General features: G+C 57.6%; 28 protein-coding genes. 13 read left to right on the forward strand and 15 right to left on the reverse strand.

What is annotated here, in order from left to right:
* Positions 1-48: 48 nt before the first annotated feature.
* The 6 genes from ACZ5FP_RS13075 (at position 49) to ACZ5FP_RS13100 (ending at position 4,590) form a co-directional block, all read left to right on the forward strand.
* Complete coding sequence (locus ACZ5FP_RS13075) at positions 49-837, forward strand: DsbA family protein (RefSeq protein WP_223613208.1); 789 nt, start codon at positions 49-51, stop codon at positions 835-837.
* A 239-nt stretch (positions 838-1,076) separates the two neighbouring features.
* The gene (gene aroQ / locus ACZ5FP_RS13080) at positions 1,077-1,520 is read left to right on the forward strand and encodes a type II 3-dehydroquinate dehydratase (RefSeq protein WP_105732638.1); all 444 of its coding nucleotides are present in this window, start codon (positions 1,077-1,079) and stop codon (positions 1,518-1,520) included.
* Positions 1,521-1,558: 38 nt separating this feature from the next.
* Positions 1,559-2,035, forward strand: a complete 477-nt coding sequence (gene accB / locus ACZ5FP_RS13085) for an acetyl-CoA carboxylase biotin carboxyl carrier protein (protein ID WP_346306235.1) — start codon at positions 1,559-1,561, stop codon at positions 2,033-2,035.
* A gap of 12 nt (positions 2,036-2,047) precedes the next feature.
* A complete protein-coding gene (gene accC, locus ACZ5FP_RS13090) occupies positions 2,048-3,412 on the forward strand; it encodes an acetyl-CoA carboxylase biotin carboxylase subunit (RefSeq protein ID WP_403175109.1) in 1,365 nt (454 codons plus the stop codon).
* Positions 3,409-4,023, forward strand: a complete 615-nt coding sequence (aat, locus tag ACZ5FP_RS13095) for a leucyl/phenylalanyl-tRNA--protein transferase (RefSeq protein WP_464660587.1) — start codon at positions 3,409-3,411, stop codon at positions 4,021-4,023. The genes accC and aat overlap by 4 nt, the downstream gene beginning before the upstream one ends.
* A gap of 159 nt (positions 4,024-4,182) precedes the next feature.
* Positions 4,183-4,590, forward strand: a complete 408-nt coding sequence (locus ACZ5FP_RS13100; RefSeq protein WP_464660589.1) for a VOC family protein — start codon at positions 4,183-4,185, stop codon at positions 4,588-4,590.
* A 44-nt stretch (positions 4,591-4,634) separates the two neighbouring features.
* Here the strand turns inward: ACZ5FP_RS13100 and ACZ5FP_RS13105 are convergent, their stop codons facing one another.
* The 5 genes from ACZ5FP_RS13105 to gatB all read right to left on the reverse strand — a co-directional run bounded on the left by ACZ5FP_RS13105 (position 4,635) and on the right by gatB (position 8,126).
* Complete coding sequence (locus tag ACZ5FP_RS13105) at positions 4,635-5,072, reverse strand: DUF2155 domain-containing protein (RefSeq protein WP_404928114.1); 438 nt, start codon at positions 5,070-5,072, stop codon at positions 4,635-4,637.
* 84 nt (positions 5,073-5,156) lie between these two features.
* Positions 5,157-5,555, reverse strand: a complete 399-nt coding sequence (locus ACZ5FP_RS13110) for an NADH:ubiquinone oxidoreductase subunit NDUFA12 (RefSeq protein WP_223613204.1) — start codon at positions 5,553-5,555, stop codon at positions 5,157-5,159.
* A 70-nt stretch (positions 5,556-5,625) separates the two neighbouring features.
* Positions 5,626-6,114, reverse strand: a complete 489-nt coding sequence (locus tag ACZ5FP_RS13115) for a GNAT family N-acetyltransferase (protein ID WP_403175128.1) — start codon at positions 6,112-6,114, stop codon at positions 5,626-5,628.
* On the reverse strand, positions 6,111-6,620 hold the full coding sequence (locus tag ACZ5FP_RS13120; protein WP_464660592.1) for an N-acetyltransferase family protein: 510 nt from the start codon (positions 6,618-6,620) through the stop codon (positions 6,111-6,113). Before ACZ5FP_RS13120 ends, ACZ5FP_RS13115 begins: the two co-directional genes overlap by 4 nt.
* 3 nt (positions 6,621-6,623) lie before the next feature.
* Positions 6,624-8,126 (reverse strand): Asp-tRNA(Asn)/Glu-tRNA(Gln) amidotransferase subunit GatB, encoded by a 1,503-nt coding sequence (gatB, locus tag ACZ5FP_RS13125; RefSeq protein ID WP_464660594.1) that lies wholly within the window; start codon positions 8,124-8,126, stop codon positions 6,624-6,626.
* 201 nt (positions 8,127-8,327) lie between these two features.
* Here gatB and ACZ5FP_RS13130 point away from each other — a divergent pair, with 201 nt between their 5' ends.
* Positions 8,328-8,963 (forward strand): cysteine hydrolase family protein, encoded by a 636-nt coding sequence (locus ACZ5FP_RS13130; RefSeq protein WP_464660596.1) that lies wholly within the window; start codon positions 8,328-8,330, stop codon positions 8,961-8,963.
* 625 nt (positions 8,964-9,588) lie between these two features.
* Here the strand turns inward: ACZ5FP_RS13130 and ACZ5FP_RS13135 are convergent.
* Positions 9,589-10,236 carry a TetR/AcrR family transcriptional regulator gene (locus tag ACZ5FP_RS13135; RefSeq protein ID WP_464660598.1) on the reverse strand — a complete coding sequence of 216 codons (648 nt, stop codon included), beginning with the start codon at positions 10,234-10,236 and terminating at the stop codon, positions 9,589-9,591.
* Between the two features lie 107 nt (positions 10,237-10,343).
* On the opposite strand from ACZ5FP_RS13135, the gene ACZ5FP_RS13140 reads away from it, so the two are divergent.
* The 5 genes from ACZ5FP_RS13140 (at position 10,344) to ACZ5FP_RS13160 (ending at position 13,175) form a co-directional block, all read left to right on the forward strand.
* Entirely contained in the window at positions 10,344-11,204 is an 861-nt protein-coding gene (locus ACZ5FP_RS13140; RefSeq protein WP_464660600.1) for an NAD(P)H-binding protein, read from the forward strand.
* Between the two features lies 1 nt (position 11,205).
* The gene (locus tag ACZ5FP_RS13145) at positions 11,206-11,691 is read left to right on the forward strand and encodes an anthrone oxygenase family protein (RefSeq protein WP_346305993.1); all 486 of its coding nucleotides are present in this window, start codon (positions 11,206-11,208) and stop codon (positions 11,689-11,691) included.
* Between the two features lie 132 nt (positions 11,692-11,823).
* Positions 11,824-12,138, forward strand: coding sequence for an ArsR/SmtB family transcription factor (locus ACZ5FP_RS13150; RefSeq protein ID WP_105732628.1), 315 nt, complete (start codon positions 11,824-11,826; stop codon positions 12,136-12,138).
* Positions 12,135-12,515, forward strand: coding sequence for an SRPBCC family protein (locus ACZ5FP_RS13155; protein WP_464660603.1), 381 nt, complete (start codon positions 12,135-12,137; stop codon positions 12,513-12,515). The genes ACZ5FP_RS13150 and ACZ5FP_RS13155 overlap by 4 nt, the downstream gene beginning before the upstream one ends.
* 36 nt (positions 12,516-12,551) lie before the next feature.
* Positions 12,552-13,175, forward strand: a complete 624-nt coding sequence (locus tag ACZ5FP_RS13160; protein WP_464660605.1) for an ATP-dependent Clp protease proteolytic subunit — start codon at positions 12,552-12,554, stop codon at positions 13,173-13,175.
* Positions 13,176-13,184: 9 nt separating this feature from the next.
* Here ACZ5FP_RS13160 and ACZ5FP_RS13165 read toward each other — a convergent pair whose 3' ends face one another.
* Entirely contained in the window at positions 13,185-13,826 is a 642-nt protein-coding gene (locus ACZ5FP_RS13165) for an HD domain-containing protein (protein WP_464660607.1), read from the reverse strand.
* Between the two features lie 114 nt (positions 13,827-13,940).
* On the opposite strand from ACZ5FP_RS13165, the gene ACZ5FP_RS13170 reads away from it, so the two are divergent.
* Positions 13,941-14,894 (forward strand): GlxA family transcriptional regulator, encoded by a 954-nt coding sequence (locus ACZ5FP_RS13170; RefSeq protein ID WP_464660609.1) that lies wholly within the window; start codon positions 13,941-13,943, stop codon positions 14,892-14,894.
* A 334-nt stretch (positions 14,895-15,228) separates the two neighbouring features.
* Here the strand turns inward: ACZ5FP_RS13170 and ACZ5FP_RS13175 are convergent, their stop codons facing one another.
* The 8 genes from ACZ5FP_RS13175 to ACZ5FP_RS13210 all read right to left on the reverse strand — a co-directional run bounded on the left by ACZ5FP_RS13175 (position 15,229) and on the right by ACZ5FP_RS13210 (position 26,157).
* Entirely contained in the window at positions 15,229-15,516 is a 288-nt protein-coding gene (locus tag ACZ5FP_RS13175; protein ID WP_464660611.1) for a hypothetical protein, read from the reverse strand.
* Between the two features lie 505 nt (positions 15,517-16,021).
* Positions 16,022-19,861, reverse strand: coding sequence for a hypothetical protein (locus tag ACZ5FP_RS13180; protein ID WP_464660613.1), 3,840 nt, complete (start codon positions 19,859-19,861; stop codon positions 16,022-16,024).
* A gap of 307 nt (positions 19,862-20,168) precedes the next feature.
* Positions 20,169-20,408, reverse strand: a complete 240-nt coding sequence (locus ACZ5FP_RS13185; protein ID WP_464660615.1) for a hypothetical protein — start codon at positions 20,406-20,408, stop codon at positions 20,169-20,171.
* 433 nt (positions 20,409-20,841) lie between these two features.
* A complete protein-coding gene (locus tag ACZ5FP_RS13190; RefSeq protein WP_464660617.1) occupies positions 20,842-21,363 on the reverse strand; it encodes a hypothetical protein in 522 nt (173 codons plus the stop codon).
* A gap of 9 nt (positions 21,364-21,372) precedes the next feature.
* The gene (locus ACZ5FP_RS13195) at positions 21,373-22,020 is read right to left on the reverse strand and encodes a hypothetical protein (protein ID WP_464660618.1); all 648 of its coding nucleotides are present in this window, start codon (positions 22,018-22,020) and stop codon (positions 21,373-21,375) included.
* A 65-nt stretch (positions 22,021-22,085) separates the two neighbouring features.
* Positions 22,086-22,727, reverse strand: coding sequence for a hypothetical protein (locus ACZ5FP_RS13200; RefSeq protein ID WP_464660619.1), 642 nt, complete (start codon positions 22,725-22,727; stop codon positions 22,086-22,088).
* Between the two features lie 938 nt (positions 22,728-23,665).
* A complete protein-coding gene (locus tag ACZ5FP_RS13205; protein WP_464660621.1) occupies positions 23,666-24,409 on the reverse strand; it encodes a hypothetical protein in 744 nt (247 codons plus the stop codon).
* Between the two features lie 1,190 nt (positions 24,410-25,599).
* Positions 25,600-26,157 carry a recombinase family protein gene (locus ACZ5FP_RS13210; RefSeq protein ID WP_464660623.1) on the reverse strand — a complete coding sequence of 186 codons (558 nt, stop codon included), beginning with the start codon at positions 26,155-26,157 and terminating at the stop codon, positions 25,600-25,602.
* Positions 26,158-26,267 lie beyond the last annotated feature (110 nt).

The raw sequence follows: 26,267 nt of genomic DNA on the forward strand, positions 1-26,267 counted from the left end.
GATCATCCTGCTTTTTGCCAACATCGATACAAACAAGGACATGACGTTATGAAAAAAGTCGCTCTGGTAAGTGCATCCGCAGGCCTCGCGGTCCTGGCCGCACTCGGTTTCAGCCAACAGGCTGTCATGGCACAGACCAGCACCGCTGCAACGCCGCAGCCCGCCATGTCCTCCACCGTCAACCGCGCCGAAGTTGAGGCCATTATCAAGGATTACCTGATCAAGAACCCGGAAGTGCTGCTTGAAGCGCAGGCGGCACTCAGCGCCAAGCAGGAAGCCTCGCAGCAGCAGGCGCAGGGTCAGGTCATCAGCCAGAACCACGACAAGCTGTTCAACTCGTCGCTCGACGCCGTCTTCGGCAATCCCAAGGGCGATGTCACCGTCGTCGAGTTCTTCGACTACAATTGCGGCTACTGCAAGCGCGCCCTGCCCGACATGGACGCCCTGCTCAAGAGCGACCCGAAGCTGCGCTTCGTGATGAAGGAATTCCCGATTCTGGGACCTGACTCCACCAAGGCCCACATTGTCGCCAAGGCGTTCAAGGCCTTGATGCCGGAAAAATACCTGGAATTCCACCGCGACCTCCTCGGCCGTGACGGCCGCGCTACGGAAGACGCGGCGATGCAGATTGCGGTCAAGCTCGGCGGCAACGAGAAAGCGATCCGCGAAAAGATGAAGTCACCTGATATCGCCCAGGCCTTCCAGCAGAACTACGACCTCGCCAACGCCCTGAACATCAACGGCACACCGTCCTACATCATCGGCAACGAGGTGGTTCCGGGTGCCCTCGGTGCCGATGCACTGGCGGAAAAAATCAGCCATATTCGCAACAAATAGCGCTGCATTCATGCCAATGACTGCAGAAACCATTTGCGGACAGGCAATCGCGTGATTTTTCGGCTGGCGAACACCCGCTTTGTCAGGCAGTTTCGTCCGGTGGAGAAACATCGGACCTGCTACCTTCCTTGTGGATTGCTTCGCCATCCGGAAAAGAGAACTAGTTCCATTTGGCTATCCATTGCTCTATATGGGACCCGTCATCGGGTTCCGAAACCCGTCACTATGTCCGGTATGGTATGAAACAGCTGATCTTTGTCCTCAATGGCCCGAACCTGAACATGCTGGGAAAGCGTGAGCCGGGAATCTATGGCGCTTCCACATTGAGCGATATCGAGGCTCTCTGCCGCGCCGAGGCGGAAAAGCTGGGCGCCGGGATCGAATTCCGCCAGTCCAATCATGAGGGTGATCTGGTCTCCTGGATTCAGGAGGCAGGCGAGAAAAACGCCGCTGTCCTGATCAATCCGGCTGCCTATACGCATACATCAATCGCATTGCATGATGCCATCCGCGCGGCTGCCGTCACGCTGGTGGAAGTTCATCTGTCCAATATTCACGCGCGCGAGTCATTCCGCCATCACTCCTACGTTTCCCCTTTGGCCAAAGGGGTGATATGTGGCTTCGGAGTGGATGGCTATGTGATGGGCTTGCGCGCACTCGTCAAAGCAGCGGCACCCCAATAACAAGGGCTGCCGAACAGAAATAAGGGGCTTGAAAAAGCATGGCTAGCAGAAACAACGGGATCGACAAGGTCATGATCCGCGATCTCGCAGAAATTCTGAACGAGACGGATCTTACCGATATCGAGATCGAACAGGGCGACCTGCGTATTCGCGTATCGCGGCAGATCACGATGCAGGCTGCGGCACCGCAGGCCGTCTATGCGCAGGCTCCCGCCGCCATCGCTGCGCCAGCCGCCTCCGCGGCGCCGGCCGATGCCGCCAAGCCTGCCGGTGATCCGTCAAAGAATGCGGTTCCCTCGCCGATGGTCGGCACGGCCTACCTCTCCCCGGCGCCGGGCGCCCGCGCCTTCATCGAAGTCGGTTCGAAGGTCAAGGAAGGCCAGACACTGATGATCATCGAGGCCATGAAGACGATGAACCAGATTCCATCGCCGCGCGCCGGAACCGTCACGGCCATTCTCATCGAGGACAGCCAGCCGGTCGAATACGGCGAATTGCTAGTTGTGATCGAATAAATCGAGAGCGTGATGTTTCAGAAAATTCTCATAGCCAACCGCGGCGAAATTGCCCTGCGCGTCCTGCGCGCCTGCAAGGAGCTCGGCATTCAGACTGTCGCGGTCCATTCGACCGCCGACGCCGACGCCATGCATGTCCGCCTGGCGGATGAAAGCGTCTGCATTGGACCGCCCCCTTCGCGCGAAAGCTATCTGAATATTCACCAGATCGTTGCCGCCTGCGAAATCACCGGTGCCGATGCCATCCATCCCGGCTACGGCTTCCTGTCCGAGAACGCCAAGTTCGCGGAAATCCTCGAAGCGCACGGCATCACCTTCATCGGCCCCACCGCGGCGCATATCCGCATCATGGGTGACAAGATCGAAGCCAAGCGCACCGCAAAGCGCCTGGGCATCCCCGTGGTTCCCGGCTCCGATGGCGGCGTGACCGATGACAAGGAAGCCGCGCGCATCGCCGCCGAAATCGGCTATCCCGTGATCATCAAGGCTTCGGCCGGTGGTGGCGGACGCGGCATGAAGGTGGCGCTGAGCGAAGACGAATTGTCCATCGCCCTGTCGACTGCCCGCTCCGAAGCCGGCGCAGCCTTTGGCGACGACGCCGTCTACATCGAAAAATACCTGCAGAAGCCGCGTCATATCGAAGTTCAGGTGATGGGCGATGGCATGGGCAAGGCCGTGCATCTGGGCGAACGCGACTGCTCGTTGCAGCGCCGCCACCAGAAGGTCTGGGAAGAGGCCAACTCCCCCGCTCTGAATGCGGATGCGCGCGACCGCATCGGCATGATCTGCGCCAACGCCATGGCCGATATGGGTTATCGCGGCGCCGGTACGATCGAGTTCCTCTACGAAAACGGCGAGTTCTATTTCATCGAAATGAACACCCGTCTGCAGGTGGAGCATCCGGTCACCGAAGCCATCACCGGCATCGATCTCGTGCATGAACAGATCCGTGTTGCCTCCGGCGGCGGTCTCTCCGTCACCCAGGACGATATCCGCTTCCATGGCCATGCCATCGAGTGCCGCATCAATGCGGAAGATCCCCGCACCTTTGCGCCCTCGCCCGGCAAGATCACCCATTACCACACGCCGGGCGGCCTCGGCATCCGTGTCGATTCCGGCGTCTACACCGGCTATAAGATTCCGCCCTATTACGACAGCCTCATCGGCAAGCTGATCGTGCATGGCCGCAACCGCGTGGAATGCCTGATGCGTCTGCGCCGGGCGCTGGATGAATTCGTGGTGGATGGCATCAAGACGACCCTGCCGCTGTTTCAGGACCTGATCAACAATCCTGATATCGCCAACGGTGACTACGATATCCATTGGCTCGAAAAATATCTGGCCGGCGATACCGCTATTGCCGAAGAAGAGGCATGACGGGCAAGGACCCGGCAGAGACCTTCAAAATAGACCCCGAGTTGCTGCTGCGCGCCTATGCAACCGGGGTCTTTCCCATGGCCGAAGAGGCTGACAACCCGGAAATCTTCTGGGTTCGTCCGGAACGGCGCGGCATCATCCCCTTCGAGAATTTTCACGTTTCGCACAGCCTGCGCAAAACCATCCGCCAGGGGCGCTTCGATATCCGTTTCGATACGGACTTTACCGGCGTGATCGACGGCTGCGCCAGCGGCAGCGGCGAACGTGCCCGCACCTGGATCAACCAACCCATCCGCGAAGCCTATGGCAAGCTGTTTGCCCTCGGCCACTGCCATACGGTCGAAGCGTGGCAGGAGGATCGGCTTGTCGGCGGTCTTTACGGCATCTCGCTGGGATCGGCATTTTTCGGCGAAAGCATGTTCTCGCGTCAGCGCGATGCATCGAAAGTCTGCCTCGTTCATCTGGTCAGCCATTTGATCGAAAAGGGCTTTACCCTGCTGGACACCCAGTTCACCACAACTCATCTGGAAAGCTTCGGCGCAGTCGAAGTTCCCCGCCGGCAATACCAGAAGATGCTCGACAATGCCCTGGCGCAGTCAGCAGAGTTTTGAAACGTCATAGTCCTCGGATGAATCTGTAGTATTGTGCCCTTGGCCGTAACTGTCGACGGGAGCAGACCGGCCGAATATTTTTCTGATGAACAGTGTCGGGTTGCGATCTCTCCATACGTCCTTGGACGGGAAGACCCAATCCATGTGAGGAGAACTGTTATGAAAATCAATGCCTATCTGAATTTTGACGGACAATGCGAAGAAGCATTCAAATTCTACGAGAAGGTCCTGAACGGCAAGATCCAGTTCATGGGCCGCTTCGGCGATATGCCGGAAGGCGCCCAGATGCCCGGGTCGGAACATCTGATCATGCATGTCCATATGACTGTCGGCGACAATTCGTTGATGGGTTCAGATTCACCGCCACCATACTTCCAGAAAATGCAGGGTATGCAGGTTGCCCTTCATCTCGACTCCCCGGAAGAAGCCGACAGAATCTACGGTGCATTGAGCGAGGGCGGCAACGTCACCATGCCTATCGGCGAAACCTCCTGGGCGATACGCTTCGGCATGCTGGTGGACCGTTTCGGTACACCCTGGATCATCAACCACGCCAAACCGATGTAATCTGGTTTGGGCAGTTGATCCCGGTGCTCAAGTGCCGGGATCGATCAGCTTTTGGCTGGCGCGGGAACGTCCGAGGACTGCTTGCAGCCCTTGAGCCAGACGTCATACACCGGATGCTCGACGGCATTGAGACCGGGGCTGTCGGCAAACATCCAGCCAGAGAAGATCTTGCGGATCTTGCGGTCGAGGGTGATTTCATCCACTTCGACAAAGGTATCGGTTTTCGGTGTTTCCGTATCCGGACGCGTGTAGCAAACGCGCGGCGTCAGCTGCAGCGCGCCGAACTGAACCGTCTCGTCGATATAGACGTCAAACGAGGTGATTCGTCCGGTGATCTTGTCGAGCCCGGAAAAAACAGCGATCGGATTGGAAATCTTGTCGTCGGCGGCATGCGCCGGTGCGCAAAGGCCGACAGCCATCAAACCGGCCGCGAGAAGACGGGCTTTGTTCTGGAACAGAAAGGACAAGTTGGGACGGATCATTTCAATTCCGGCTGTGTTCAGGCTGACGGGACAGTTTCTTACCAGCCCGTCGATAATCGCCAATTGTGGCAGAAGAAAATCCGCTCAGGATCCCGGTGTCCACGCATCATAATCGCCCGTTACCGCAGGACGATTGTCGCCATGGGCAATGGAGCCCTTCGGACGGTAGGCAGCGGCGGAACCGGTCAGGTTCGGCTGGTGGGTCTTTTCCCAGGCATGCGCCTTGTAGGTTTCACGCGATGGCGGCGTTTCGGCGCGATGATGGATCCAGCCGTGCCAGCCTGCAGGAATGGCCGACGCTTCCGCATAGCCCTTGTAGATCACCCAGCGGCGCGTGCGGCCTTCGGAGTCCTGCGTGCCTTCGTAATAGACATTGCCGAACTCGTCCTCACCGACTTTCGTACCCTTGCGCCAGGTAAAGACGCGCGTACCGATCGTCTGACTGTTCCACCAGGTGAAAAACTGTAAAAGGAAGGTCTTCATTGCAATCCTGCTTCGAACTATGTCGTTCAACTCTTCGGGTTATGGCCGTATCGCCAGGGGATAGCAAGGGTCAAGTTGCCGCTGGCACGGCTTCCACGAGCATTTTGAAACCGGCATGGCTCTTCTTGAACCCCAGCCTTTCATAGAACCGATGCGCATCCACGCGCTTGGCGTTCGACATCAGCTGGATCAGCCCCACGCCGCGCGCCTTGCCCAGCGCAACGCAATGCTGGATCAGCTTGGCGCCGATCCCCTTGCCGCGCAGGTCGCTGCGCGTCTGCACCGCACCGATGGTCATGTTGGTGGTGCCTCGGCTGGGCAATGTCGTGGTGAACGTCACCTGCGCCGTGGCAACCACGTCCCCCTCCAGCACGCCGACAATCAGCTCGTCGCAATTGCTAGCTTCGATCGCATCGAAGGCGCGCGCATAGCGCGGGAAAAATTCGGGATCCGTCGTGTCGCCATGGCCGCCGAGCACATCCTCGGCGAAAATCGCAATCAGCGCCGGCAAGTCCGCGCGCTCGGCTCGGCGAAAAACGGGCTCAGCGGCAGAGGTCACGGCGCAAGCTCATAGCCTGACAGGGATTTTTCCATGACCAGCACGGAAATACCGGAATTGGCTTCCCCCCAATTGTCCGTCCGCGCGCCGGTCAGATCAAAGCCCCGGCTTGCATAGAAGCGGCGGGCCTTCTGGTTCGATTCGATCACCTCAAGCTGCAGCATGAACACACCGGGGAAAGCGCTTTCCACTTCCGCCAAAAGCAGCGAACCCACGCCGTTGCTCTGCTTTTCCGGGTGCACATAGAGCTGGTTGAGCAGCGCCAGCTTGTGATCCCTCTGCGAGGCATAGGCCATGCCGTAAAGATCGGCGCCATCATCGGCAAGAATGAACTCGGAATAGGGTTTTGCCAGCTGCTTTTTCAAGGCATCCAGCGAGTGGTAGCGATTGGTGACCGCATTGACCTTTTCGACGCCGTAGACGTCGTCATAGGTGGCGTGCCAAGTCTCTACGAGCAATTCACGGACAGTTGCCAGATCGTCCTTCGTCGCGCTTCGAATCCACATGCTTTAATCGACAATCCCGAGTTTTGCCTTGACCAGATCGCTGACAGCCTGCGGATTTGCCTTGCCACCAGTGGACTTCATCACCTGCCCGACAAACCAGCCGGCCATGGTGGGCTTTGCCTTCGCCTGCTCGACCTTATCAGGATTCGCAGCAATGACATCATCGACAGCTTTCTCGATGGCGCCAGTATCGGTTACCTGCTTCATGCCACGCTCCTCGACCAGTGCGCGCGGATCGCCGCCCTCGTTCCAGACAAGCTCGAACAGGTCCTTGGCGATCTTGCCGGAAATCGTGCCTTCCCTGATCAGGTCGATAATACCGCCGAGCTGATCCGGCGACACGGGGGATTCCTCGATGCCCTTGCCGGCCTTGTTCAGCGCACCGAGCAGATCGTTGATCACCCAGTTGGCGGCAAGCTTGCCGTCGCGCCCTTCAGCCACCGCTTCGAAATAATCGGCAATCGCCTTTTCCGTCACCAGAATGGAGGCGTCGTAGACGGAAAGGCCGAGCACTGAAACAAGCCGCGCCTTCTTGTCATCCGGCAGCTCCGGAAGGTCAGCCCGCAGCTCGTCGACATAGGACTGCTCGAATTCGAGGGGCAAAAGGTCGGGATCCGGGAAATAGCGATAGTCATGCGCTTCTTCCTTCGAACGCATGGAGCGTGTCTCACCCTTCACCGGGTCGAACAGGCGCGTTTCCTGATCGATCGATCCGCCGTCTTCCAGAATGGCAACCTGCCGGCGGGCTTCATAGTCGATCGCCTGGCCGACAAAGCGGATGGAGTTGACGTTCTTGATCTCGCACCGCGTTCCGAATTCCCCGCCCGGCTTGCGCACCGAGACATTGACGTCGGCACGCATGGAACCTTCGTCCATGTTGCCGTCGCAGGTGCCGAGATAGCGCACGATGGTGCGCATCTTGGTGAGGTACGCCTTGGCTTCGTCGGCCGAGCGCATGTCCGGCTTGGAGACGATTTCCATCAGCGCCACGCCGGACCGGTTGAGGTCCACGTAGGACATGGTCGGGTTCTGGTCATGCAGGGATTTTCCGGCATCCTGTTCCAGATGCAGACGCTCGATGCCGATCTCGATATCCTCGAACTGGCCCTTGTTGTCGGGGCCGACCGAAATGATCATCGTGCCTTCGCCGACGATGGGCTGCTTGAACTGCGAAATCTGGTAACCCTGCGGCAGATCCGGATAAAAATAGTTCTTCCGGTCAAAGACCGATTTCAGGTTGATCTGCGCGTTCAGGCCCAGACCGGTGCGAATCGCCTGGCGCACGCACCATTCGTTGATGACGGGCAGCATGCCGGGCATGGCAGCATCGACCAGCGAGACATTTTCGTTGGGTTCGGCACCGAATGTCGTGGAAGCGCCGGAGAACAGCTTCGAATTGGATGTGACCTGCGCATGCACTTCCATGCCAACGACAATTTCCCAGTCGCCTGTGGCACCGGAAATGAAACGCTTGGGTTCGGGCGTACGGGTATCAACGAGAGTCATGCTGGGCTGTCATTCCTGGCTAAATTTGTCTGTCTACTGGCTAGTCGAAACAGCCCTCTGAGGCAAGTGTTTCTCCATCCCGAAGCCGCGCGATTGCGGAAATGCGCCGCTTCGGCCTGTTTTTCCGGCGCAGCAATGCTAGGCTCGATTCCAGGCAGCGGTGATCGGGAGAGGATCGCCCGACACATTCGGAGGACACCGATGCAGAACATTTATGGCCTTGCCATCCCCGAAACCCTTGCCGAGACGGTCAGGCCCGAGACAACGGCGCTGGTCGTCTATGACATGCAGGTCGGCATATTGCGGCAGATGCAGGACGGCGGCGCCATTCTGGAAAAGGTGCTGCAAACCCTCGAGATCGCCCGGTCCGCCGGTATCCGCATCTTTTTCATGCGCCATATGTCCCTGCCCAAGAAAATGGCTGGCGTATTTCAGTACAGGCAGATGATGGCGTGGCAGCGCCAATCATCCGCTCAAAATGTCGAGCCATGGTTCCTGCGCGACAGTCCCGGCTTTGCACTCGCCCCGGAACTGGCCGTCCGCGACGACGAAGCCATTCTCGACAAGATCACCTTCTCGGCGTTCGAAGGCACGCCGCTGGCCATCGCCATGCGCGACTGCGGTCTCAAGAGTTTCATCATCTGCGGCATCGCCACGGAAATCGGCATTGATCCGACGGTTCGTCACGGCGCCGATCTTGGCTTCATCCCCGTCGTCCTGACCGATGCCTGCGGCGGCGGCCACGCGGAAGCGGCGGAGCGGTCAATGGCCAACCTGGCCTATATGGGCGACGCGATGCTGTGCACGGTCGAGGAACTCTCTGCAGCGGTTCGATAGACCAAGGGATATCACGTGCCTGGTGCGTGGTTCGACAGGCTCACCATGAAGAAGGTTGAGGATTGCAGGGAGCACTATTCTCGCAACTTTTGCGATTAGCATTGCAACTAAACTACCTTCCTCATGGTGAGCCTGTCGAACCACGCAGGATTGTTCTGCAACGCTGTTCTCCGTTGCCACGCCCGCAATTGCGTCTGGCTGTTGAAAGGTGGGAAAGACGGGCGGTCCCAGGAACGCGGGTCTTGGGGTATGTGGTATGCAATGCTTGCGATCCTGGGGACCACCCGCCCCGGCGATTTTTGAGGGTTTTTGCCCAATGCGCAACCATTGAGCCAAACCTCCCCTGCCGCACAGGTTTTCCTCCCTGTGAAGCCGAAGCGCCGATCCTTTCCCGACTTGCGAAGGTTTCCGGAAGCATTCCCGCCGGAAAGGACACGAGAAGGATAAGCGCGGATGGGACGTGGTGGATAAGTTGGTGTGATTTTTATTTGGGGCGGCAAAACTGTGGTGCGTGGTTCGACAAGCTCACCATGAGAGAGGTGGTTTGATTGCAGCCCACAAACTTCCCTCATGGTGAGCTTGTCGAACCACACACCACGAACAATGCAAATGCCCTCCAGATCGCCTAACCCGCCAGCATTTCCCGCAGCACCATCCGCTTGAACGTTTCAACAAGCGCATCGCCTTCCCCGCGGTCGACGGAAATCGCCAGATGCATGGTGGCTTGGCCCAGATGCATGATCAGGAAGCTGGAGCTTTCGAGCGTCGCCCGGTCCGCCGCGGGGTTGATGCGCAAACGCGCCTCGGCAAGCACGGCGCCATTCAGGCGGCTGTCATGCAGATCGATATCGCGCAGCGCCTTGTCCGCCTGCGTTCCCGACCAGATGTCGCGCATGACGGGTTCGGCCAGAAACATCGCGTGATAGGTATCGATCAGTTCTGCAAAAGATGACTGCAAGTCCTTCATATCACTGACGTTTTGCAGCGCATCCGCAATGCATTCGCGCCCCAGTGCATTATACCTTTCCGCCAGGGTCCTGATGATCGATCCCTTGTCCGGAAAATACTGGTAGAGCGACCCGATCGATATTTCCGCCATCTGCGCCACATCGCTCATGCGCATGGCGTCGCTGCCGCCCGTGGCGATGAGCGTGGAGGCACAGGACAGAATACGCTCCACCCTCTCCCTGCTGCGACGCTGTGTCGGCTCCTTGCGCGGCATGGTGGCTTCCCTGTCGCCGGAGGCAGGCACAACAGACGCAATCTCGTTCATGGGCAGGATCTCCAAGGTTCTCAAATTCCGCTTGACTCGCAGAATATGAGGATTTATCACATATTGCAAATGTGAGTATTACTCATATTTACACAAGGGAGATCACCATGACCAGCAGCAACAGCATATCGACAGCAAAACCCATTCTCATCGTCGGCGGTACGGGCAAGACCGGACGCCGTGTGGCGGAACGGCTCACGGCGCAGAATGTGCCCGTGCGCATCGGTTCGCGCAGCGGCAACCCGGCCTTTGACTGGGAAGACCGCAATACCTGGCTTCCCGTACTCGAGGGCGTCAAAGCCGCCTACATCACCTATTATCCGGACATTGCCATTCCCGGCGCGACACAAACCGTCGAGGCGTTCGCGCGGCTTGCCGTGGACAATGGCGTGAAACGGCTCGTGCTCCTGTCGGGGCGCGGCGAACACGAAGCCCAGCGTGCCGAAAAGGCATTTCAGCAGTCCGGCGCTGACTGGACCATCGTCCGCGCCAGCTGGTTTGCCCAGAATTTCAGCGAGAACGTCATGCTGGCCTCCATTCTTGCCGGCGAACTCGCCCTGCCGGTCGGCGATGTGGGCGAGCCGTTCATCGATGCGAACGATATTGCCGATGTGGTGGCGGCAGCGCTGACCGACGATCGCCATATCGGTGAGCTTTATGAGGTCACGGGGCCGCGTCTCTTGACTTTTGCGCAGGCGACGGAAGAAATCGCCAGCGCCGTCAAACGCGATATCCGCTATGTGACGATCACGCCGGAACAGTTCGCGCAGGGGTTGGCGCAGGAACAGCTTCCGCCCGAGATCGTCGGCCTGCTCAACGAGCTCTTCACCCAGGTGCTCGACGGGCGCAACGAATATCTCGCCGATGGCGTGCAACGGGCGCTGGGCCGCGCCCCGCGTGACTTCTCGCACTACGTTCAGGAAACAGCAGCGACCGGCATCTGGTCCGGTATTTCGGAGGGACAGTAACATGTGGCTACCCATTCTCACCCTTTTGGCCGCCCTGGGAAGCGGCCTGATGGCAGGGTTGTTCTTCGCCTTTTCAAGCTTCGTCATGACCGCGCTGGCCAAACTGCCAGCCGAACAGGGTATCGCCGCGATGAATTCGATAAACGTGACGATCCTCAATTTCTCATTCTCCCTGGCGTTTTTCGGCACGGCGGCGATCTGTGTCGTCCTCGGCGTGGTCAGTGTCATGCGCTGGGGTGAATCCGGGTCGCTGGCGCTGCTGGCCGGCAGCGTGCTTTTCCTTGTTGGCACCATCATCGTCACCATGGTGTTCAACGTGCCGCTGAATGACACGCTGGCTGCAATCAGCCCGACAAGCGCCGAAGGCGCGAGTGCATGGACAACCTATCTGAACGACTGGCTGCCGTGGAACCATGTGCGGACAGTGGCAAATTTCGCCGCCCTCGCCGCCTTCATCTTCGCTTTCGCCCAGCAATCGCAGGCTTAGGCACTGGCGGCCTCAAGCATTCACCCGCTCCTATGCCATCGAACCCGGCCGTCCCCACGGCCGGGTTTTCATTTCCCGCGCCTGCAAAAAATCACGCTTGCGACTCACATAAGTCTATGCTTATGTATCGGCATGTCCGAAGTCGATATATTCAAGGCCCTTGCCGACCCCACCCGCCGCGCCGTGTTCGAGCGGCTGGCCGATGGCGAGAAGAATGCGACCGAGCTGCGCGAGGGTTTTTCCCTTTCACAGCCCGCCATGTCGCAGCATCTGGCCGTCTTGCGCTCCGCCGGCCTTGTCGCCGAGCAGAAGTCGGGCCGCCACGTTCATTACCGGGTCAACCCCGATGGCCTGGCGCAACTGCACCAATGGCTCCACCGCTACCGCGCCTTCTGGCCGCAGCGTGTCGATGAGTTGAAACAGCTTTTGAAGGAAATGGATCAATGACCAGCGAAACAGCGGAAACCGGTACCGCACTGCGTTATGAATATGATCTGGATGCCGCGCCTTCAAAAGTCTGGCGCGCGCTGACCGTACCGGAATTCGTTGCCCGCTGGCTGCTGCCCGATCCGCAGGCGCCGCAGGAGCCACCGCGCATTTCGCTTGAAATGATCGAAGCCGACACCGAGCATTTCGTCCGTTATTCCATGCACGAAGAGGATGATGCCGTGGCTGACAGCATCGTCACCTTCCGGCTCAACCCCAATGGCTCCGGCGGCACCATTTTCAGCATCGTGCATGAGCCTGTTGTCGCAGTGATGCCGCAGGGTCGCACCGCGGCCAATGGCAACGCGCCGCCGACGACCATGCGCCTCGCCGCCTAAACACACAGAAATACAACTGATGAAGGAGTGTTCGCCATGCGCGACATGATGCAGCTCGTCCCTATGGTCGTGGAACAATCCAGCCGTGGTGAACGGTCATTCGATATTTTTTCCCGCCTGTTGCGCGAACGGATCGTCTTTTTGAACGGTCAGGTGGAGGACGGCATGGCAGCGCTGATCTGCGCGCAGCTGCTGTTTCTCGAATCCGAAAATCCGAAAAAGCCAATCTCCATGTACATCAACTCGCCCGGCGGGGTCATCACGGCGGGCCTTGCCATCTATGATACGATGCAGTTCATCACCTGCCCTGTCGCCACGTTGTGCATGGGCACGGCGCGCTCCATGGGTTCATTCCTGCTGATGGCGGGCGAACCCGGCCACCGCGCCGCTCTGCCCAATTCGAGCCTGCATGTGCACCAGCCGCTCGGCGGGTTTCAGGGACAGGCCTCGGATATTTTCATTCAGGCGCAGGAAATGGCGGTGGTCAAGCAGCGTATGACCCGGCTCTATGCCCAGCATTGCGGCCGCACGGTGGAAGAGGTCGAGAAAACCCTCGACCGCGACCATTTCATGACCGCGCAGGAAGGCCTCGACTGGGGCCTCGTCGACACGATCATCAGCAAGCGCGACGGCAATCCGCTGCAGCTGACAAAGGACTGACGAAACCGTTCAGGCCTTCCAGTGCGAGCAGCGGATCACGTCGCAGAAATTGCCGCGATGGAAATGCGGATCCTTGTCCGCCAGCACATCGGCCTTGACGTTGCCGAATGTTGTCTGCGGCTTGTGCTTGATGCCGTCATAGAAGGCCTGAATGATATCCTCCTTGAAATGCGCGCTGCGCGGGAAAGCCTTGACCACCGCCTCGCGCTCCGCATCGCTGTACTGCTTGTAGGTCAGGCCCAGCACGTCCATTTCCACCCCGGCGGTCACGAGAGCGACGACGGGATGCATGTGCTGCGGAATACCCGGCGTCGTATGCAGGGCAATCGCCGTCCACACCGTGTCGATATCCGCCTGTGCAATGCCGTGGCTGCGCAGAAAATCCCGCGCGGCATTGGCACCATCGACTTCGAACCGCTCGTCGGCACTGCTGTGCTGATGGGTCAGCCCCATGTCGTGGAACATGGCACCCGTATAGAGCAGCTCGGCATCGAATTTCAGGCCTTTCTGCTGCCCGGCAATCGCACCGAAATAATAGACGCGGCTCGAATGGTTGAAGAGCAGTTCGGAGGCGGTGTCACGCACCAGTTCTGTCACGCCGCGCGCCAGTTTTGTGTCGGGAATGGCGATACCGCCGATAGAGAGGGACATATGAATTTCTCCTTGTCTTGGGAGCCTCAATCTACGGGGTACACTTTATGGCAGCAATTGACTGGACACGTCATATTCTGCCAATATACGACCTCCGATGCCATGGAGCGAGACATGCGAACCATTACACTTCTGGCCATGCCCGGCGTCCAGCTTCTCGACGTCTCCGGGCCGATGGACGTCTTTGCCGAGGCCAATGTGCAGGCTGGACGCGCGGAATATCAACTGCAGGTGGTCGGCGCAGAAGCCGGACCGATCCGCAGTTCGTCCGGGGTACGTCTGCTGCCGGACCGCGTCACGACGGATATTCAAGCCGATATCAGCGATACGGTGCTGGTTGCCGGTTGCCCGCATGCAGCCGACATCCGCCTGACCGCGGAGCAGCGGCAATGGCTGCGAACCTCCTGCCTTCAGGCGCGGCGCTTTGGTTCGGTGTGCAGCGGCGCTTTCCTTCTTGCGGCTGCCGGGCTTCTCGATGGCAGGCGGGTGACCACGCACTGGGCCATGGCGGATGCGCTCGCAGCAACCTACCCCGCGCTGCAGGTGGACGCCGATGCATTGCATGTGCGCGATGGTCCTTTGCGCACGGCGGCTGGTGTCACCGCCGGTCTCGACATGGCGCTCGCCCTGGTCGAAGAGGATCTTGGCCGTGATATCGCCCTGAAAGTCGCCGCGCAGCTGGTGATGTTCTTCAAGCGGCCCGGCGGACAGATGCAGTTCAGCCGCCGCGGCGAAGCGGAACCGGGCGGGCGCTCCGCCTTGCAGGAGGTACAGCGCTGGGTTGCCGCCAATCCTTCGGAAGATCACTCCGTCGCCAGCCTGGCACAGCGTACGGGTCTCAGCCCCCGCCATTTTGCCCGCATCTTCCAGCAGGAAGTCGGCGTTACACCCGCGGCGTGGGTGGAAACGGCACGCATCAACACCGCTCGCCAGCTTCTGGAAACCAGCCACCGGCTGCCGAAGCAGGTCGCGGCCGAATGCGGCTTTGCCGATGCCGACACGCTGCGCCGTGCTTTCGTGCGCCATGTCGGCGTGACACCAGCGGAGTACAGGCGGCGTTATCTGTAGCGGCGCTGCACCCCGCGCTTTGACATCGCCGTCTTCTTCTTTTATACGGCTCGTCCACACCGATGGAGTGTTTATGTCTAATCAGTCTGAGTCCCGCTAAAGCCCCAGCTTCTTTGAAGGTTGGGGCGTGAAAACAGGAGCCCCGCGCCAAAGTTCTTTGGCAGCGGACGTGTTCTCATGGGCTTTTGCCCGTTTTCCCAGGACTTGGATCAATGGACATTTCGCGCGACGAACAGCGCATTCTTACTCGGAACGCCATAACCCCAGCAAATACTGAGTTTTAAGGCACTTTGGTCCAACTTTAGACCACGAGTTTAGACCATTAGTAGGTCGATCAGTTAGAGGTTATGTGCTTGATCATTTCGTGAACTTCTGCTTCCGGTACAAAGTCGCTCCCATCGTCGGGCCAACTCTCAACGATTACAGTCTCAAATCCATACTCGTCATCCATGTCCAGTACCTCCTCTATGAGCCGGTTCCGTACTGCTGCATCTGTTACACCTGCACTAATTAGCTCTGATCTCAGCGTTGCCCTGCGTTGTATAATCTGCTGGCGCATATTGGAGAAGTCGCTCAATTCAATTCCTCCGAAGTTGTCAGAGTTGCTGTGTTCTTCGTCCAATTGGTCGCACTCAGCCCACGGCCAGCAAAGTCCCTGAAGGTCGCAAAGGTCCGCCCGAAGGCTGTTATGCGCAAGTACAGGCTGTCGTGGTGTAGTTCGATCTCAAAGCGGCGGGTGTTGATAAGCATTACAGTCTCTCTCTCGTTAGACGCCTCAAATCAGATGGGCGGCAACGGAGATGTAGCCTTACACCAATCCACTAGTCAACATACATTAATCAATATATTTCAGATACTTACTTGTACTTACGAAACTATTGCATCAACGCAATAATTGCCAGAGTGGAGAGGTTCTGATTTGGTTCCGGTGAACAGATCGCGGTGGAGATGATCGCTGTGCCTGCATAAGCCTGTGCTGGCATTGCTATCTGGGTACGCGTTTCCCGCTCCTGCCAAACGGCGCTAAGTGCGTTCTGTCTCCAAAATGACCTAAGCCACCCTCAAGATCAGAACGCCCTCCTACGAGGCACCACGGAGAACCTAAGTCCCCAATGGTGCCCCATGTATTAGTGGCGGCCGCGATTGTGGGGCAGATCGCCTACGCCTGAGATCAACGCGTTGTTGAACTCTACGAACGGAATGGCCTGAGCAAATGGCAATATCCTGAGCATGGCCCTTTCCTCTTCCTGAGACATCCCATCCTTTGCGGCATTCACGCCACCCTTGATCGCATTGAAACCATCCGTCACCAGCCCCACCGAAGGGACACCAAAGATGGCGGATGATGCTTGCCCGGATGACCGAGTGTTAGAGAATACTGGGTCATAGAGGCCGGTGTCTGAGAAGGTGTCCGTAAGCGTTGGGATGATTGATGACCAACCAGCACCAGCGAACGAAGCGGCTGCTATGTTGCCCATCGTTAGCTTGCCGTTCTTGCCGTACAGGAACTCCTGTCTGTCTCGGGCATTCATTCCAACTGCTTGCAGCTGCGACCTCAGGCTGTAGTTCATCGCGGCGATTGCGGCTGTCGTAGCGACCCCGATTGCAGCCTCAGGATCACGCATGTGTAGGCTCTTGAGGGTCTGCTTGACGTAGGCTGCGGCCATGAACGTGCGGAACTGCATGATCATCTTGCCGGTCTCGGTACTCATCCAAGGCATGAGGTTCCCGATATCGTTCTTCTGGATAGCCTGCCCCACCTTACGGGCTACAGCGAACCTGAAAGCTTCTGCGGCTTCCTTGTCAACGGCCTTGGTTAGATCGAGACCGGCCACCTTAGCGCCGTTCATGTTGACGATAGTCCCCAACCGAAGCTCGGCATAGACACGGTTGGCCATCGGCAAATCGAGACCAAGATCAGCCAATCGCTGGGGTGACATCTTCAATGTTTGACCGAAGACGCCCTTACGACCTGCCGCAATGTTCGCGAAGTTCTGGATGATGGCCCTGTGTGCCCAGCGCTGAGATGTCTGGTTCACGAAGGACAAGCCGCCAATGTCTGAGGTGAAGTTGTTAGCCCTCTCTAGGAGGTTGTCAGCCGTCCCACGCCAACCGGAACCAACCTTCTCAACCGAAGAGGCCAAGACGTCATCAAATTCCCTGTCAGTGGGATTGTAACGGGTTAAGCGCTCCGCCCCGGTGCCGAAGGTGTGTTCGATATCATCGGCAAAGCGTGAGGTGTGCGCCAGTTCGCCTGCATCATTGACGATCTTACTGAACCAAGACATCTGGGACATGGAAGCCTTCAGGCCGGTCGAGGCCAAGACGTTACCGAGTTCCGGTACGGAGGAGAAGCCTGCTTGGTTCATAACGCGGCTGAAGTTCAACTTGCGGATCGAGCGAAGCCAGAAAGCTGCCTCGGGATTGTCTACCTCGACCTTGTTTACCGAACGCCCCTTGATGCTGTCATAGGCAAACTGGAGGTTCTTAACGAGTGCCGCCGTCTCCTTCGGGTCAATCCTATCGTCAGCCGCCTTCTTCCATGTGGCTTTGATGAAATTGTCCCATTCGCCGTCTGATGTGATCCCATCCACTGCGGTAATGCCTTGGCTATCGACAAGCCGGATACGTGCAAGAGCGATGTTCCCAGCCGAACGGCGGGAGTACCGAGTGATGAGGCCGGTCGCATCGGTGTTGATGAGGTCACGGATTGAGAGGCCGCGCTCGTCAACGATGCCGTTTAGGTCCTTGGGATTGTAGCCAAGCTTGAAGTTCTCATCCATCAGGGTTCGGTGACGCTGGTGAGTGTCCCTACCCGCATCGCTGTTCGGCTTGCCCTTGTGGAAGTTCTCGGCAATTGCCTCAGCTTCAGCGTCACCCAAGCCACCGTGAGATTTCAATAGGCCGACCATTTCGTCGATATTGTCACCTGAGAGTGCCCTAAGTGCATCGTCGGTGATCCCCTGTGACCTTGTAGTCAACGCATTGGTGAAGCCCTTGGCTGTCTTCCTCAAGACATCCTCCGGTACTGCTGGATTGGCTGAACGCATAGCTCCGAAGAATAGGTTCTCAAGGGTCCCAGCTTCCATGTTTTCATGCACCTGCCGGACACGGGTCATTTCGAACTGACGAGGAGCGTAGTGCTTATTCGCCGGGATGTTCTCGTGCCCGAAGACTGCTCGGCCTGTCTTGCCTTCACGTGCCCATGGGTTCTTTAAGAGAGCGTTCTGTTCGGCATAGATGGCTGCATACTTGTCGCCCACTGTCTGGACGGCTTTGCTGTAACGGCTTGCCCTGTCGGTCCCTGTATCGCGCATGTAAGCGTCAATCTGGCCATTGAACTTGCGTTCGGCGGCACCCTTGAGGCGGCGATCAGTGATGTCAGTTGCCGCTTCCTTGAAGTACTCGGCAAGCTGTGCCTTGTACGTCCGGTGGGCCGCAACGTTGAACTGGTTAAAAAGGTTCTCGGCCTCTTCCGACGCTGCACGACCATTGACCGCTGCGAGTGGCTTTCCTGCAACGTTCTCGACCTTCCCGACACCCTCCTGCACCAGAGCGCTGCCCATGCCCTTGCCCAGCGGGTTCGTTGACCTGTTGAAGGTCGCTGCTAGATCATACCGTGCCCCTCGCATAGCTGCATCAGGTGTATCTGCCAGCGTCAGGCCTGCCAGAGCGTGGTCTGGGTTGAGCCTTGGGTCGGGGATGTTTACCTGTGCGGCGCCAACTGAGGACGAGCCATTACCACGGGCCACGTAAGGGACGCCCTCGTGCTCTGCCAGTGTCCTATGGGCTACTGCCTGCAACTGTCGAGCTTCAGGTGCTGTCGCAGTCCGTGCTCCCAGCTTGCCTACGAGGCCACCAATGCCAAAGCCCATGGCCGTGCCGATCAGGACATCCGCCTTGGATGTATTCGGGTTGAAGCCGTAAGAAACTGCTCCCTGTGTGAGACCAGCCGTACCGCCGATGAGAGCAGTGCCAAGGGTCTTGCCTACGCGCAGACCGTACTTCCCGAAGACGAACTGAGGGGCAACGGCACCAACTGCGAGGTCCGAAGCCCGGGCTACAGGGTCAAGGATGACATTTAGAACAGCCAAGGCATCACCCGTCAATCCGGTCTTGCTGAGCCGTTCAAGTCTGTCTCGGTCCTCCATGGCGTTCTGAAGCTGCTTGGCATAACCAGCCCGTGAGGTAGAGCCTGCAACAAAGCCTGCATAGCGCTCTGGATCGAGGCCGGATGTCTGGAGGTCAGCGAGGAGCTTCTCGGCATCAGGCTTCTGCCAGCTTGGATCGGCCTTGTATACGTCACTGTCGAACATGTGGTTCATGGCGGATTTGTAGACGTAAGCGGTATCGGTGTGCTGCTGGAAGCTGTCTTTCTCGATTTCCCAGAGAGACTGATCGTTGCCCATACGCTTATCGTATGCCGCCTGTGTCTCACGCGGAGCACCTGCGACTGCTTCATTGGCCATAAAGGGCACTTCGGTGTCGCCGGTGTATGCAACGTCCGGGGATATAGTAGCGGATGCCCCGCCCCCACGGATGACGCCAGCTTCAAGGTTACGGCGCTTCTGGTTCACCCCTGAGTTGTCTGAGCCACGGGAGGATACAGCGCTGGCGATTGCGTTGACGTCACCTGTCTGGGCTGCTGCCGTGATGTCATCGGGGAGTGAACCGTAGTTGTAGGCCACGGATGTAAGGGCTGCTTGGGTTGCCGCTGGGAGGGCCTGCCACTTTTCACGGCCTACCTTGTTGGCAGCGCCGTCAGCGAAGATGCCTGCTCGTCGGGAAAGGTCCCTTTCGCTATCCTCTCGGGTGACTATGCTGTCTTTGGTGATCCGCTGGACCGTACCATCAGCAAGGGTTGTAGTGTCGGAACCATACCCGGCCCGGAAGGCGTTAACATCCCACTTTGCTGAGGTAATGTGGCCCTCGAATTGCCTGATGATGGATAGTGCGTCTGTTGTCATGGTTTATCTTTCTGTTTTGGGGAGTGCTCGGCGAGGGCTTCGGCCCGAGTGCCTGCGTGGCTTCCTGTGCTGATGGCGGTGAGAGGCGTCCCGACCGGCTGGGCTGCTGCCTCAAAGGCTTTGAAGAACCGCTGGGTAACGAGACCACGGAGAACGGCTTCCCTTAAGCGCCATCTGGTGGCTGGGACCGAAAGGCGCATCGCCTGAGCAAGGCTTTCAATGTCGGGATACTGGCCAGTTCTAAGGAGTAGGACGGCATCCCGGATCCCATTGGAGAGTGTCTGTTCCCGGGATACCCGCCATATCCTTAGACGTAGGAAGGCTCGGTCTTGCATTCGTCTTGATCTAACAATGCCTGTGCCTCTTCAGCCATCTTTGCGATACCAGCGGCCCACTCGACTAGCTCTGGTTCCAACTCCGGCGGATAGTCTGCGGGGTTGCTGGAATTAAACCAGCTTGGGTTATCAGCGAAGGCAGTGAGGTCCTCAGAGAGGCGGGTGACTGCTCGGTCAAAGCGGACTGCCTGTAGGTTTATGACGGTGTTCATGCTGGGAGTTCTGCCTGTGTGCAAGGGCGACGCCCTGAACGGGCCGCTGCCGCATCACGAGCGACGGCCATCGGGTGCGGGACGTACCGCTGCCAGATGATGCCCTTGTCATTTTCGGTAATCGAGATGGCACCCCAGCCGCCTAGGGTCCTATTACGTTTCCAGATGGGTTTCCCCGAGCGGAGTACGGTGGCGATGGTGTCGGCTGGTGCCCCGCGTTTCATGAGTTCCCTTGCGAGAACCGGCACGGGGTCTTTACCCTTGGTTGTGATTTCAAACGGGACTGCTCTGTATGTCGTGCGAGCCATGTAGCTGCCCGCTAGTTCGATCTGCATAGGTGTTTGTTCTTCCTGTCTAATGTCGTGGAGCGGCTTCAAACGAAAAGAGGACCCGAAGGTCCCCTCTGTTCAAACGTCGCTGTGTGAGAGTGCTATTAGCGCGGAGCTTTCCAGCCCTTGTTGCCCGCGTCTGACATTGCCTGTTCAAGACCGGCGGTGTGCTGCGCCTTGGTGATGAGACCCTGCTTCAGATAATCCTTGGCCTGATCTGGAGACATCTCGATGCCGTGGACCCGGATGTTGACGGTGGCTGGGTCGGTGGCATGCATGCCCAACGCTGAACGCCCCACTTGCTTGTAGTCTGGGGTTAGGTCTGTGTAGACGCCCTGACCATCAACGATAGTCATCCTCTGAGAACGTCCTTGCATTGCACGTGCTGCCGCCGCATCACCAGAGCGAACGGCCTCTTCCATCCACGGCATAAGTTTGATCTTCTCGGCAATATCGGCTGCATGCGCCGCTGCCTGTGCGTCCATGGATGATAGAAGGCGGTTGCGGGCGACTTTACCCATTCCGCCAAGAGCTTCGATCGTTCCGTCGGTTAAGGTTGGTGTCCGGTCAACAATTGCATTGCTGGAAGTTTCTGAACCAGCCTGATAGCCCATATATGATGACATGTTATTTCCTTAGATTGTTGTAGTTGGGTTTGATTGGTTGATGGTAGTGGGTTGCTCGGCAAGAGCCTGTGCGGCCTGCCTTGCGGCATTGCCATGGAAGTAGTCGTAGAGGCTGCGCATGGAGAGTTGATAGAAGCTGTATTCACTCGACAGCAACTTGCAGAAGTCCATGAGGTCACCAAGATTACAGTCGAGTTTGACCGAGAGGTCATCCCAGCTTATTGCCTTGGATGCTTCTACAGCTTCGATGAGTTCCTTGGCGGCGGCGTTCGGATGTCCCGGTCTTCGGTGGTCAGTCGGGAACCTATACTTGGAGACCTCAGCCGTTGCCTGTGGAAGGGCAAAGCCTTGATCATCCCGCCCCTCTGCATAGTGCTGCCTGACGGCTGCCAGACGCGCCTTATGGTTGAAGGTGGCATTCTCATCGGCATAGCGGTCAAACTGTTCATTCAGGGCTGCTTCTCCGCAGTCCCAAATCCCATGGATAAGACCCATGCTGTTCGATGCGTGTCGGCACTGTTCCTCGGTGATCCCAAGATGACCAGCGAGGTCTGACCAGCTCTCAGGCCGATGTTTGATCAACACGTAGCGAATGCCGATTGCGACTGTGGACGGCTCAAGTATCTTTCCGCCAACTTCAGGGAATGCCTGAGCCATCTCAAATGCCACTGGGGTTGCCGCTGGTGCATATACGGTGGCCGGGGTGCTATCGCTGGGGCTGCTCATGGCTGAGAATACACAGCGCCGCTAGGCATACGGCGGACTGTCCTATGAACCGCCTCGGTCACTGAGGTGTTGCGCGTCTCCACCTTCTCAGACGGAAGTGCATCGTCACGGACCCAGCGATATCCGGGCTTTACCGTGGAGGAGACCCCAGACAGCCTATCGGCATCTGCGTCGGCCACGCGGGTGTCAATATTCGTCCAGGGTGATCCACTGTGGACCTCTAGGGCTACGCTGTGTTCCTCGGTGGCTATAAGCTGTTCAACGCTCTCACGGCCCCTACGCGCCCCCTTTGGCTTGCCCAGAACGGCGTCAATCACAGCCACGCCTGATGGGATGGCGATGTTTCTAGCCCTGCGCTTTAGGGTTTCCTTGTCATTGTAGCCTGTGGGTGTCAGGCGTTCGATCTTCCGTCCGGTCTTCTTGGACCAGAGCTTCCGCAGTTTCCATGTGTACTTGGTCTTTTCGGCATGGGTGGCGTTGGCTGCTGGTGCCTCTGGCAAGCTGTAAAGGGGAATGCCTACCTTGACGCACTCTACCAACCAGTTTGGCTGGGTCCGTTTGATTGTTGCGTCGGTGCCTACTGTTCGGATGTCTGCTCGCTTGGAGTATTGGTTGTACGGTAGTTGTGCTTTTGTCATGAGTGTAGTCCGCGCTTAAAGTATGGGTTGAATGGGAATTGGCTGGCATAAGCCTTGCCGTTCGTGCCCCGTAGCCAGATGCGATACACATCCTCGGCTCGGGCGTAGGCCAGTTCTTTCGTTCGCTGTACGAACTCGGACTTGGTCATTGATTGGATGTTCTGTGGCGTCTTCAGGTGGAACTGTTTCATGAGTTGATCGGTCATCTGGCTGTTGAGTGCTCCGTTGGGTAGGATTTTGGATGAACGCTGGCTGTCCTTGGCCAACCTCGTTACGAGGAGCTTCAAGGTGTATCAGCGCTGATGTCTGTGGGTTTTGGTGTGAAGGCCCCCGATGAGGGGATCCATCTTGAGCATTGCTCTGGGTGTAACGAGCGTGTTCCTTGGCTCACCCAGTTACTGGGATATGCAAGGTGAATTGCTCGCTGATGTTTGGCTGAATGTTTGAGCAGGCAGGTTGAGCGGCCCCGCATGACGGGGACCAAATCTCGGTCATCTGGATTGTATTAACGAGAGCAGTCTTTGGTCATCTGGTTCCCGGTTATCCAAATTGTGTATCTCGACACCTTGGGGGAATTATTCCCGGGAGACCACGCACAGAAAGAGCGCAAGCTCCATTGCATGCCTGACCACATAGCCCTTCGTACTCGTTTTCCCATTGTCATGGTTATTCGAAGGAAGCTGTGGTCAGTGTTATGGGAAGGATTTAGATGGGGGCCGCCGGATGGCCCTCAACTCATTTGCACCATGATCAAACTGAAGATCACCTCCGCATTGCGTATATCAATTGTCACGGTGCTGGGAGGTACGCTTCAGTCGGTATTAATGGGAAAAGGTGATGGGATCAGTTCGGGTAATTCATCTTAACCGACACCATGAAGCCACCGTAAGATAACTTTGGTTCTATAATGCGCAAGGATGGGAAATGTTACCTTTTCATCAGGCACATTTCACGAGGCATCTGTGTACGGTCATCTTGGACAAGCCCGTTCGCTTCACGATATCAACCTGTCGCATGTCCGGCTCAATCGCCAGCAATGCCCTGATCTGGTCAGCGGCCCTCACCTTGGCAACCACAGGTTCAGCGAACGCCTTCTCCAGTTGCACCATGGCCTCGATATAGGTCATCCCCGTCGCAGTTATCCAGTCAAGGCCCCGGCCATTTCCGCTTTTGGTCTGCTTGGCATGCCCCATCTTCACAGCCCACTCAGATACTCTTAGCCGGTCACTGTATTCTGGTCGTGACTGGTTCGGGTCTGTGAGCATGTGAACCGTCTTCATTTCAACTTCAGTGTGAAGCATCCCTATTGACACAAGGAAGGCTCTGGACCGCCGAGTGCCGCTTCCGAGACCTTTGGCAACGTCGGATAACTTCCTGTCCCCAGCGGCGTATATGTCACGTTCTGGGACTACGGTGATCTCACCCGTTTCGGGATTAACTACCTCATTACCCGCCCGGACATGCCATAGGTGTTCCTGCGTTTTCTGCGATGCCGCATTATCCTTCAGGCACTTGAAGGCCGGGGTGTCCTGCGGTCCGACATAGTTCTCGCAACGCGCCCTGAGGTCCTCGAACGCCTGATGGAAGTCAAAGCCTTCAAGGTCCTGATCATCATAGGAAAGCGTGATGGGCGCATAGACTTCCTGCCCTTGCCGAGAGACCGCCACCCTCTGGTTAGCCATGTGGCATTCCAGCCGGACATTGTAAGCTGCGATGCTCGATAGACGCTCGACATGTTTCGGCAACTCAACACGGGTATCGTCCCGCTTTCGTTCGCGTTCCATGATCTGAATGTCGGCAGCGCACACAGCCCATGAATTGACGATGTCGGGGTGTACTGCATGGCGTATCCGGCCCCGCGAAAGGGCGGCATAAGTTGGTGCTGGTGTTATATTCATTGGCTTAAGTTCCTCTCGGTGGGCTTGGGTGGCTGGGGTTGGTCTATTTCTGCTCATGTTCCAAAAGCACTGATGACCACAAAGACATCGGCGAGGATTTGGCCCACTACATGGTAGGGAAGGTGTGCTCATCCTCCGAAAAACAATCCGCAAACCAAGGGTGCTCAACGAAACCATCCCCCACGTAGGAGCCCATGGGTTTGACTTCGGAGCACACCAGATTTGCGGATGTGAATTGCTAGGGGGGTACCTAACGTCCTGAGACGCCGTTGTCGTACCTAGTGGGGCCCCATAGCTTCGAACTTGCCGGTGTACAGCTAGGCCTCACCATAACGTCCAAAGAGCGGCAATCAGAAATACCATCGCGGGAAAGTGCTAGATGGGGTGGTTAGGTCCTAAGCCTACAGGCATTCATGCCGAGGCACTCACCGGAGTGGGCCAAGGTGTCCTGAGAGACACGAAAGCTGCTTCGTAGTTCTAGGGGTATACCTAACCCCCCAAAAGGCCGAAATCATGAGATTAATGCTAGGGGTGGGGTTATTCGAAATCGCGAGTGAGACCCGAAAGCGTTTCGTTGTAGCTAGGGGGTGGGCCAATGTCCGCCGGCCATTTCGTCATGAGATAGCTAGGGGGGCACCTAACGTCCCTGATGCTCGGCACCTGCCTACGCGCCAGCCGAAAGCATTTCGTAGTGCCAGAGGGGGTGGTTAGGTCCAGAGGCCCGCCAGAGTGAGCCAAGGTGTCCTAGAAGAACCGGGGAGCGGAGCGCCTGCGAGCAACGGCATTCATATAGCTAGTGGTGCATGTTAGGTCCTGCGATGACCGAAAGCGCTTCGTTGTAGCTAGAGGTGCATGTTAGGCCGCTGATGCCTGCTCTGGTGCACTGATGCCAGCGCTAAGTGAAACGAATTCACTTTGCCTTCCGCAGTCCTTCGCAAAAAAGACAACGCTTTAAGTGTTGCCCATGCCCGGCTTCACAATTCCAAGAGCCTGTAAACGCTAGCCTTGGATATCCCGGTCAGTTCCATGATCTCTTTGATAGACCGCTTCTCCGCATGCAGCCGCTTCACCTCAACCTGCCTGCTTCCCTTCTGTGCCACCCGTGCACCTAACTTCGTCTTTGGGTCCACCATGGCCTTCCTTATGCCATCCGCCTGCCTCTCAGCCCGGATGCTCAGTTCGAACTCAGCCACGCTCGCAAGGATGGACAATGTCAGCCTGCCTGATGATGTCGCTGTGTCGATGCTCTGGTCCAGAACCTTGAAGGATGCACCTTTCGCTTCGATCTCTTTGATGATGTTCAAGAGGTCGGATGTCGATCTGGCAAGCCTGTCGATCTTGGTCACCACGAACACGTCCCCCGACCGTAGCGTCATCAGCGCCTGCTTAAGGGCTGGTCGGTCCCTGTCCTTGCCGCTCAGCTTCTCAGTGTGAAGGTGCTCAGCCACAACCCCAGCCATGGTCAGCCTCTCCACCTGAACATCAAGGGATTGCCCGACTGATGAAACCCGCCCGTATCCAATCATTGCCATTCTGCTTGTCTCGCTTGTTAAGAGTAATAAGAATGCATCTTCTAAGACATTCGCGAGACATTGTAAACAGGGCATTTGATGAGGGGCACGAAAGAGGTCTTGTGAGTATA

This window comes from Phyllobacterium sp. T2-21, from assembly GCF_055378485.1.

What these genes read in the sequence shown, in the direction of transcription:
- ACZ5FP_RS13195 (WP_464660618.1), bottom strand. Translation starts at nt 22,020, where the DNA reads ATGGCTCAGGCATTCCCTGAAGTTGGCGGAAAGATACTTGAGCCGTCC.
- ACZ5FP_RS13140 (WP_464660600.1), top strand. Translation starts at nt 10,344, where the DNA reads ATGACCAGCAGCAACAGCATATCGACAGCAAAACCCATTCTCATCGTC.
- ACZ5FP_RS13210 (WP_464660623.1), bottom strand. Translation starts at nt 26,157, where the DNA reads ATGGCAATGATTGGATACGGGCGGGTTTCATCAGTCGGGCAATCCCTT.
- aroQ (WP_105732638.1), top strand. Translation starts at nt 1,077, where the DNA reads ATGAAACAGCTGATCTTTGTCCTCAATGGCCCGAACCTGAACATGCTG.
- ACZ5FP_RS13205 (WP_464660621.1), bottom strand. Translation starts at nt 24,409, where the DNA reads ATGGCTAACCAGAGGGTGGCGGTCTCTCGGCAAGGGCAGGAAGTCTAT.
- accB (WP_346306235.1), top strand. Translation starts at nt 1,559, where the DNA reads ATGGCTAGCAGAAACAACGGGATCGACAAGGTCATGATCCGCGATCTC.
- ACZ5FP_RS13135 (WP_464660598.1), bottom strand. Translation starts at nt 10,236, where the DNA reads ATGAACGAGATTGCGTCTGTTGTGCCTGCCTCCGGCGACAGGGAAGCC.
- gatB (WP_464660594.1), bottom strand. Translation starts at nt 8,126, where the DNA reads ATGACTCTCGTTGATACCCGTACGCCCGAACCCAAGCGTTTCATTTCC.
- ACZ5FP_RS13130 (WP_464660596.1), top strand. Translation starts at nt 8,328, where the DNA reads ATGCAGAACATTTATGGCCTTGCCATCCCCGAAACCCTTGCCGAGACG.
- ACZ5FP_RS13110 (WP_223613204.1), bottom strand. Translation starts at nt 5,555, where the DNA reads ATGAAGACCTTCCTTTTACAGTTTTTCACCTGGTGGAACAGTCAGACG.
- ACZ5FP_RS13150 (WP_105732628.1), top strand. Translation starts at nt 11,824, where the DNA reads ATGTCCGAAGTCGATATATTCAAGGCCCTTGCCGACCCCACCCGCCGC.
- ACZ5FP_RS13170 (WP_464660609.1), top strand. Translation starts at nt 13,941, where the DNA reads ATGCGAACCATTACACTTCTGGCCATGCCCGGCGTCCAGCTTCTCGAC.
- ACZ5FP_RS13180 (WP_464660613.1), bottom strand. Translation starts at nt 19,861, where the DNA reads ATGACAACAGACGCACTATCCATCATCAGGCAATTCGAGGGCCACATT.
- ACZ5FP_RS13185 (WP_464660615.1), bottom strand. Translation starts at nt 20,408, where the DNA reads ATGAACACCGTCATAAACCTACAGGCAGTCCGCTTTGACCGAGCAGTC.
- aat (WP_464660587.1), top strand. Translation starts at nt 3,409, where the DNA reads ATGACGGGCAAGGACCCGGCAGAGACCTTCAAAATAGACCCCGAGTTG.
- ACZ5FP_RS13155 (WP_464660603.1), top strand. Translation starts at nt 12,135, where the DNA reads ATGACCAGCGAAACAGCGGAAACCGGTACCGCACTGCGTTATGAATAT.
- ACZ5FP_RS13200 (WP_464660619.1), bottom strand. Translation starts at nt 22,727, where the DNA reads ATGACAAAAGCACAACTACCGTACAACCAATACTCCAAGCGAGCAGAC.
- ACZ5FP_RS13190 (WP_464660617.1), bottom strand. Translation starts at nt 21,363, where the DNA reads ATGTCATCATATATGGGCTATCAGGCTGGTTCAGAAACTTCCAGCAAT.
- ACZ5FP_RS13120 (WP_464660592.1), bottom strand. Translation starts at nt 6,620, where the DNA reads ATGTGGATTCGAAGCGCGACGAAGGACGATCTGGCAACTGTCCGTGAA.
- ACZ5FP_RS13160 (WP_464660605.1), top strand. Translation starts at nt 12,552, where the DNA reads ATGCGCGACATGATGCAGCTCGTCCCTATGGTCGTGGAACAATCCAGC.
- ACZ5FP_RS13145 (WP_346305993.1), top strand. Translation starts at nt 11,206, where the DNA reads ATGTGGCTACCCATTCTCACCCTTTTGGCCGCCCTGGGAAGCGGCCTG.
- ACZ5FP_RS13075 (WP_223613208.1), top strand. Translation starts at nt 49, where the DNA reads ATGAAAAAAGTCGCTCTGGTAAGTGCATCCGCAGGCCTCGCGGTCCTG.
- ACZ5FP_RS13105 (WP_404928114.1), bottom strand. Translation starts at nt 5,072, where the DNA reads ATGATCCGTCCCAACTTGTCCTTTCTGTTCCAGAACAAAGCCCGTCTT.
- ACZ5FP_RS13100 (WP_464660589.1), top strand. Translation starts at nt 4,183, where the DNA reads ATGAAAATCAATGCCTATCTGAATTTTGACGGACAATGCGAAGAAGCA.
- accC (WP_403175109.1), top strand. Translation starts at nt 2,048, where the DNA reads ATGTTTCAGAAAATTCTCATAGCCAACCGCGGCGAAATTGCCCTGCGC.
- ACZ5FP_RS13165 (WP_464660607.1), bottom strand. Translation starts at nt 13,826, where the DNA reads ATGTCCCTCTCTATCGGCGGTATCGCCATTCCCGACACAAAACTGGCG.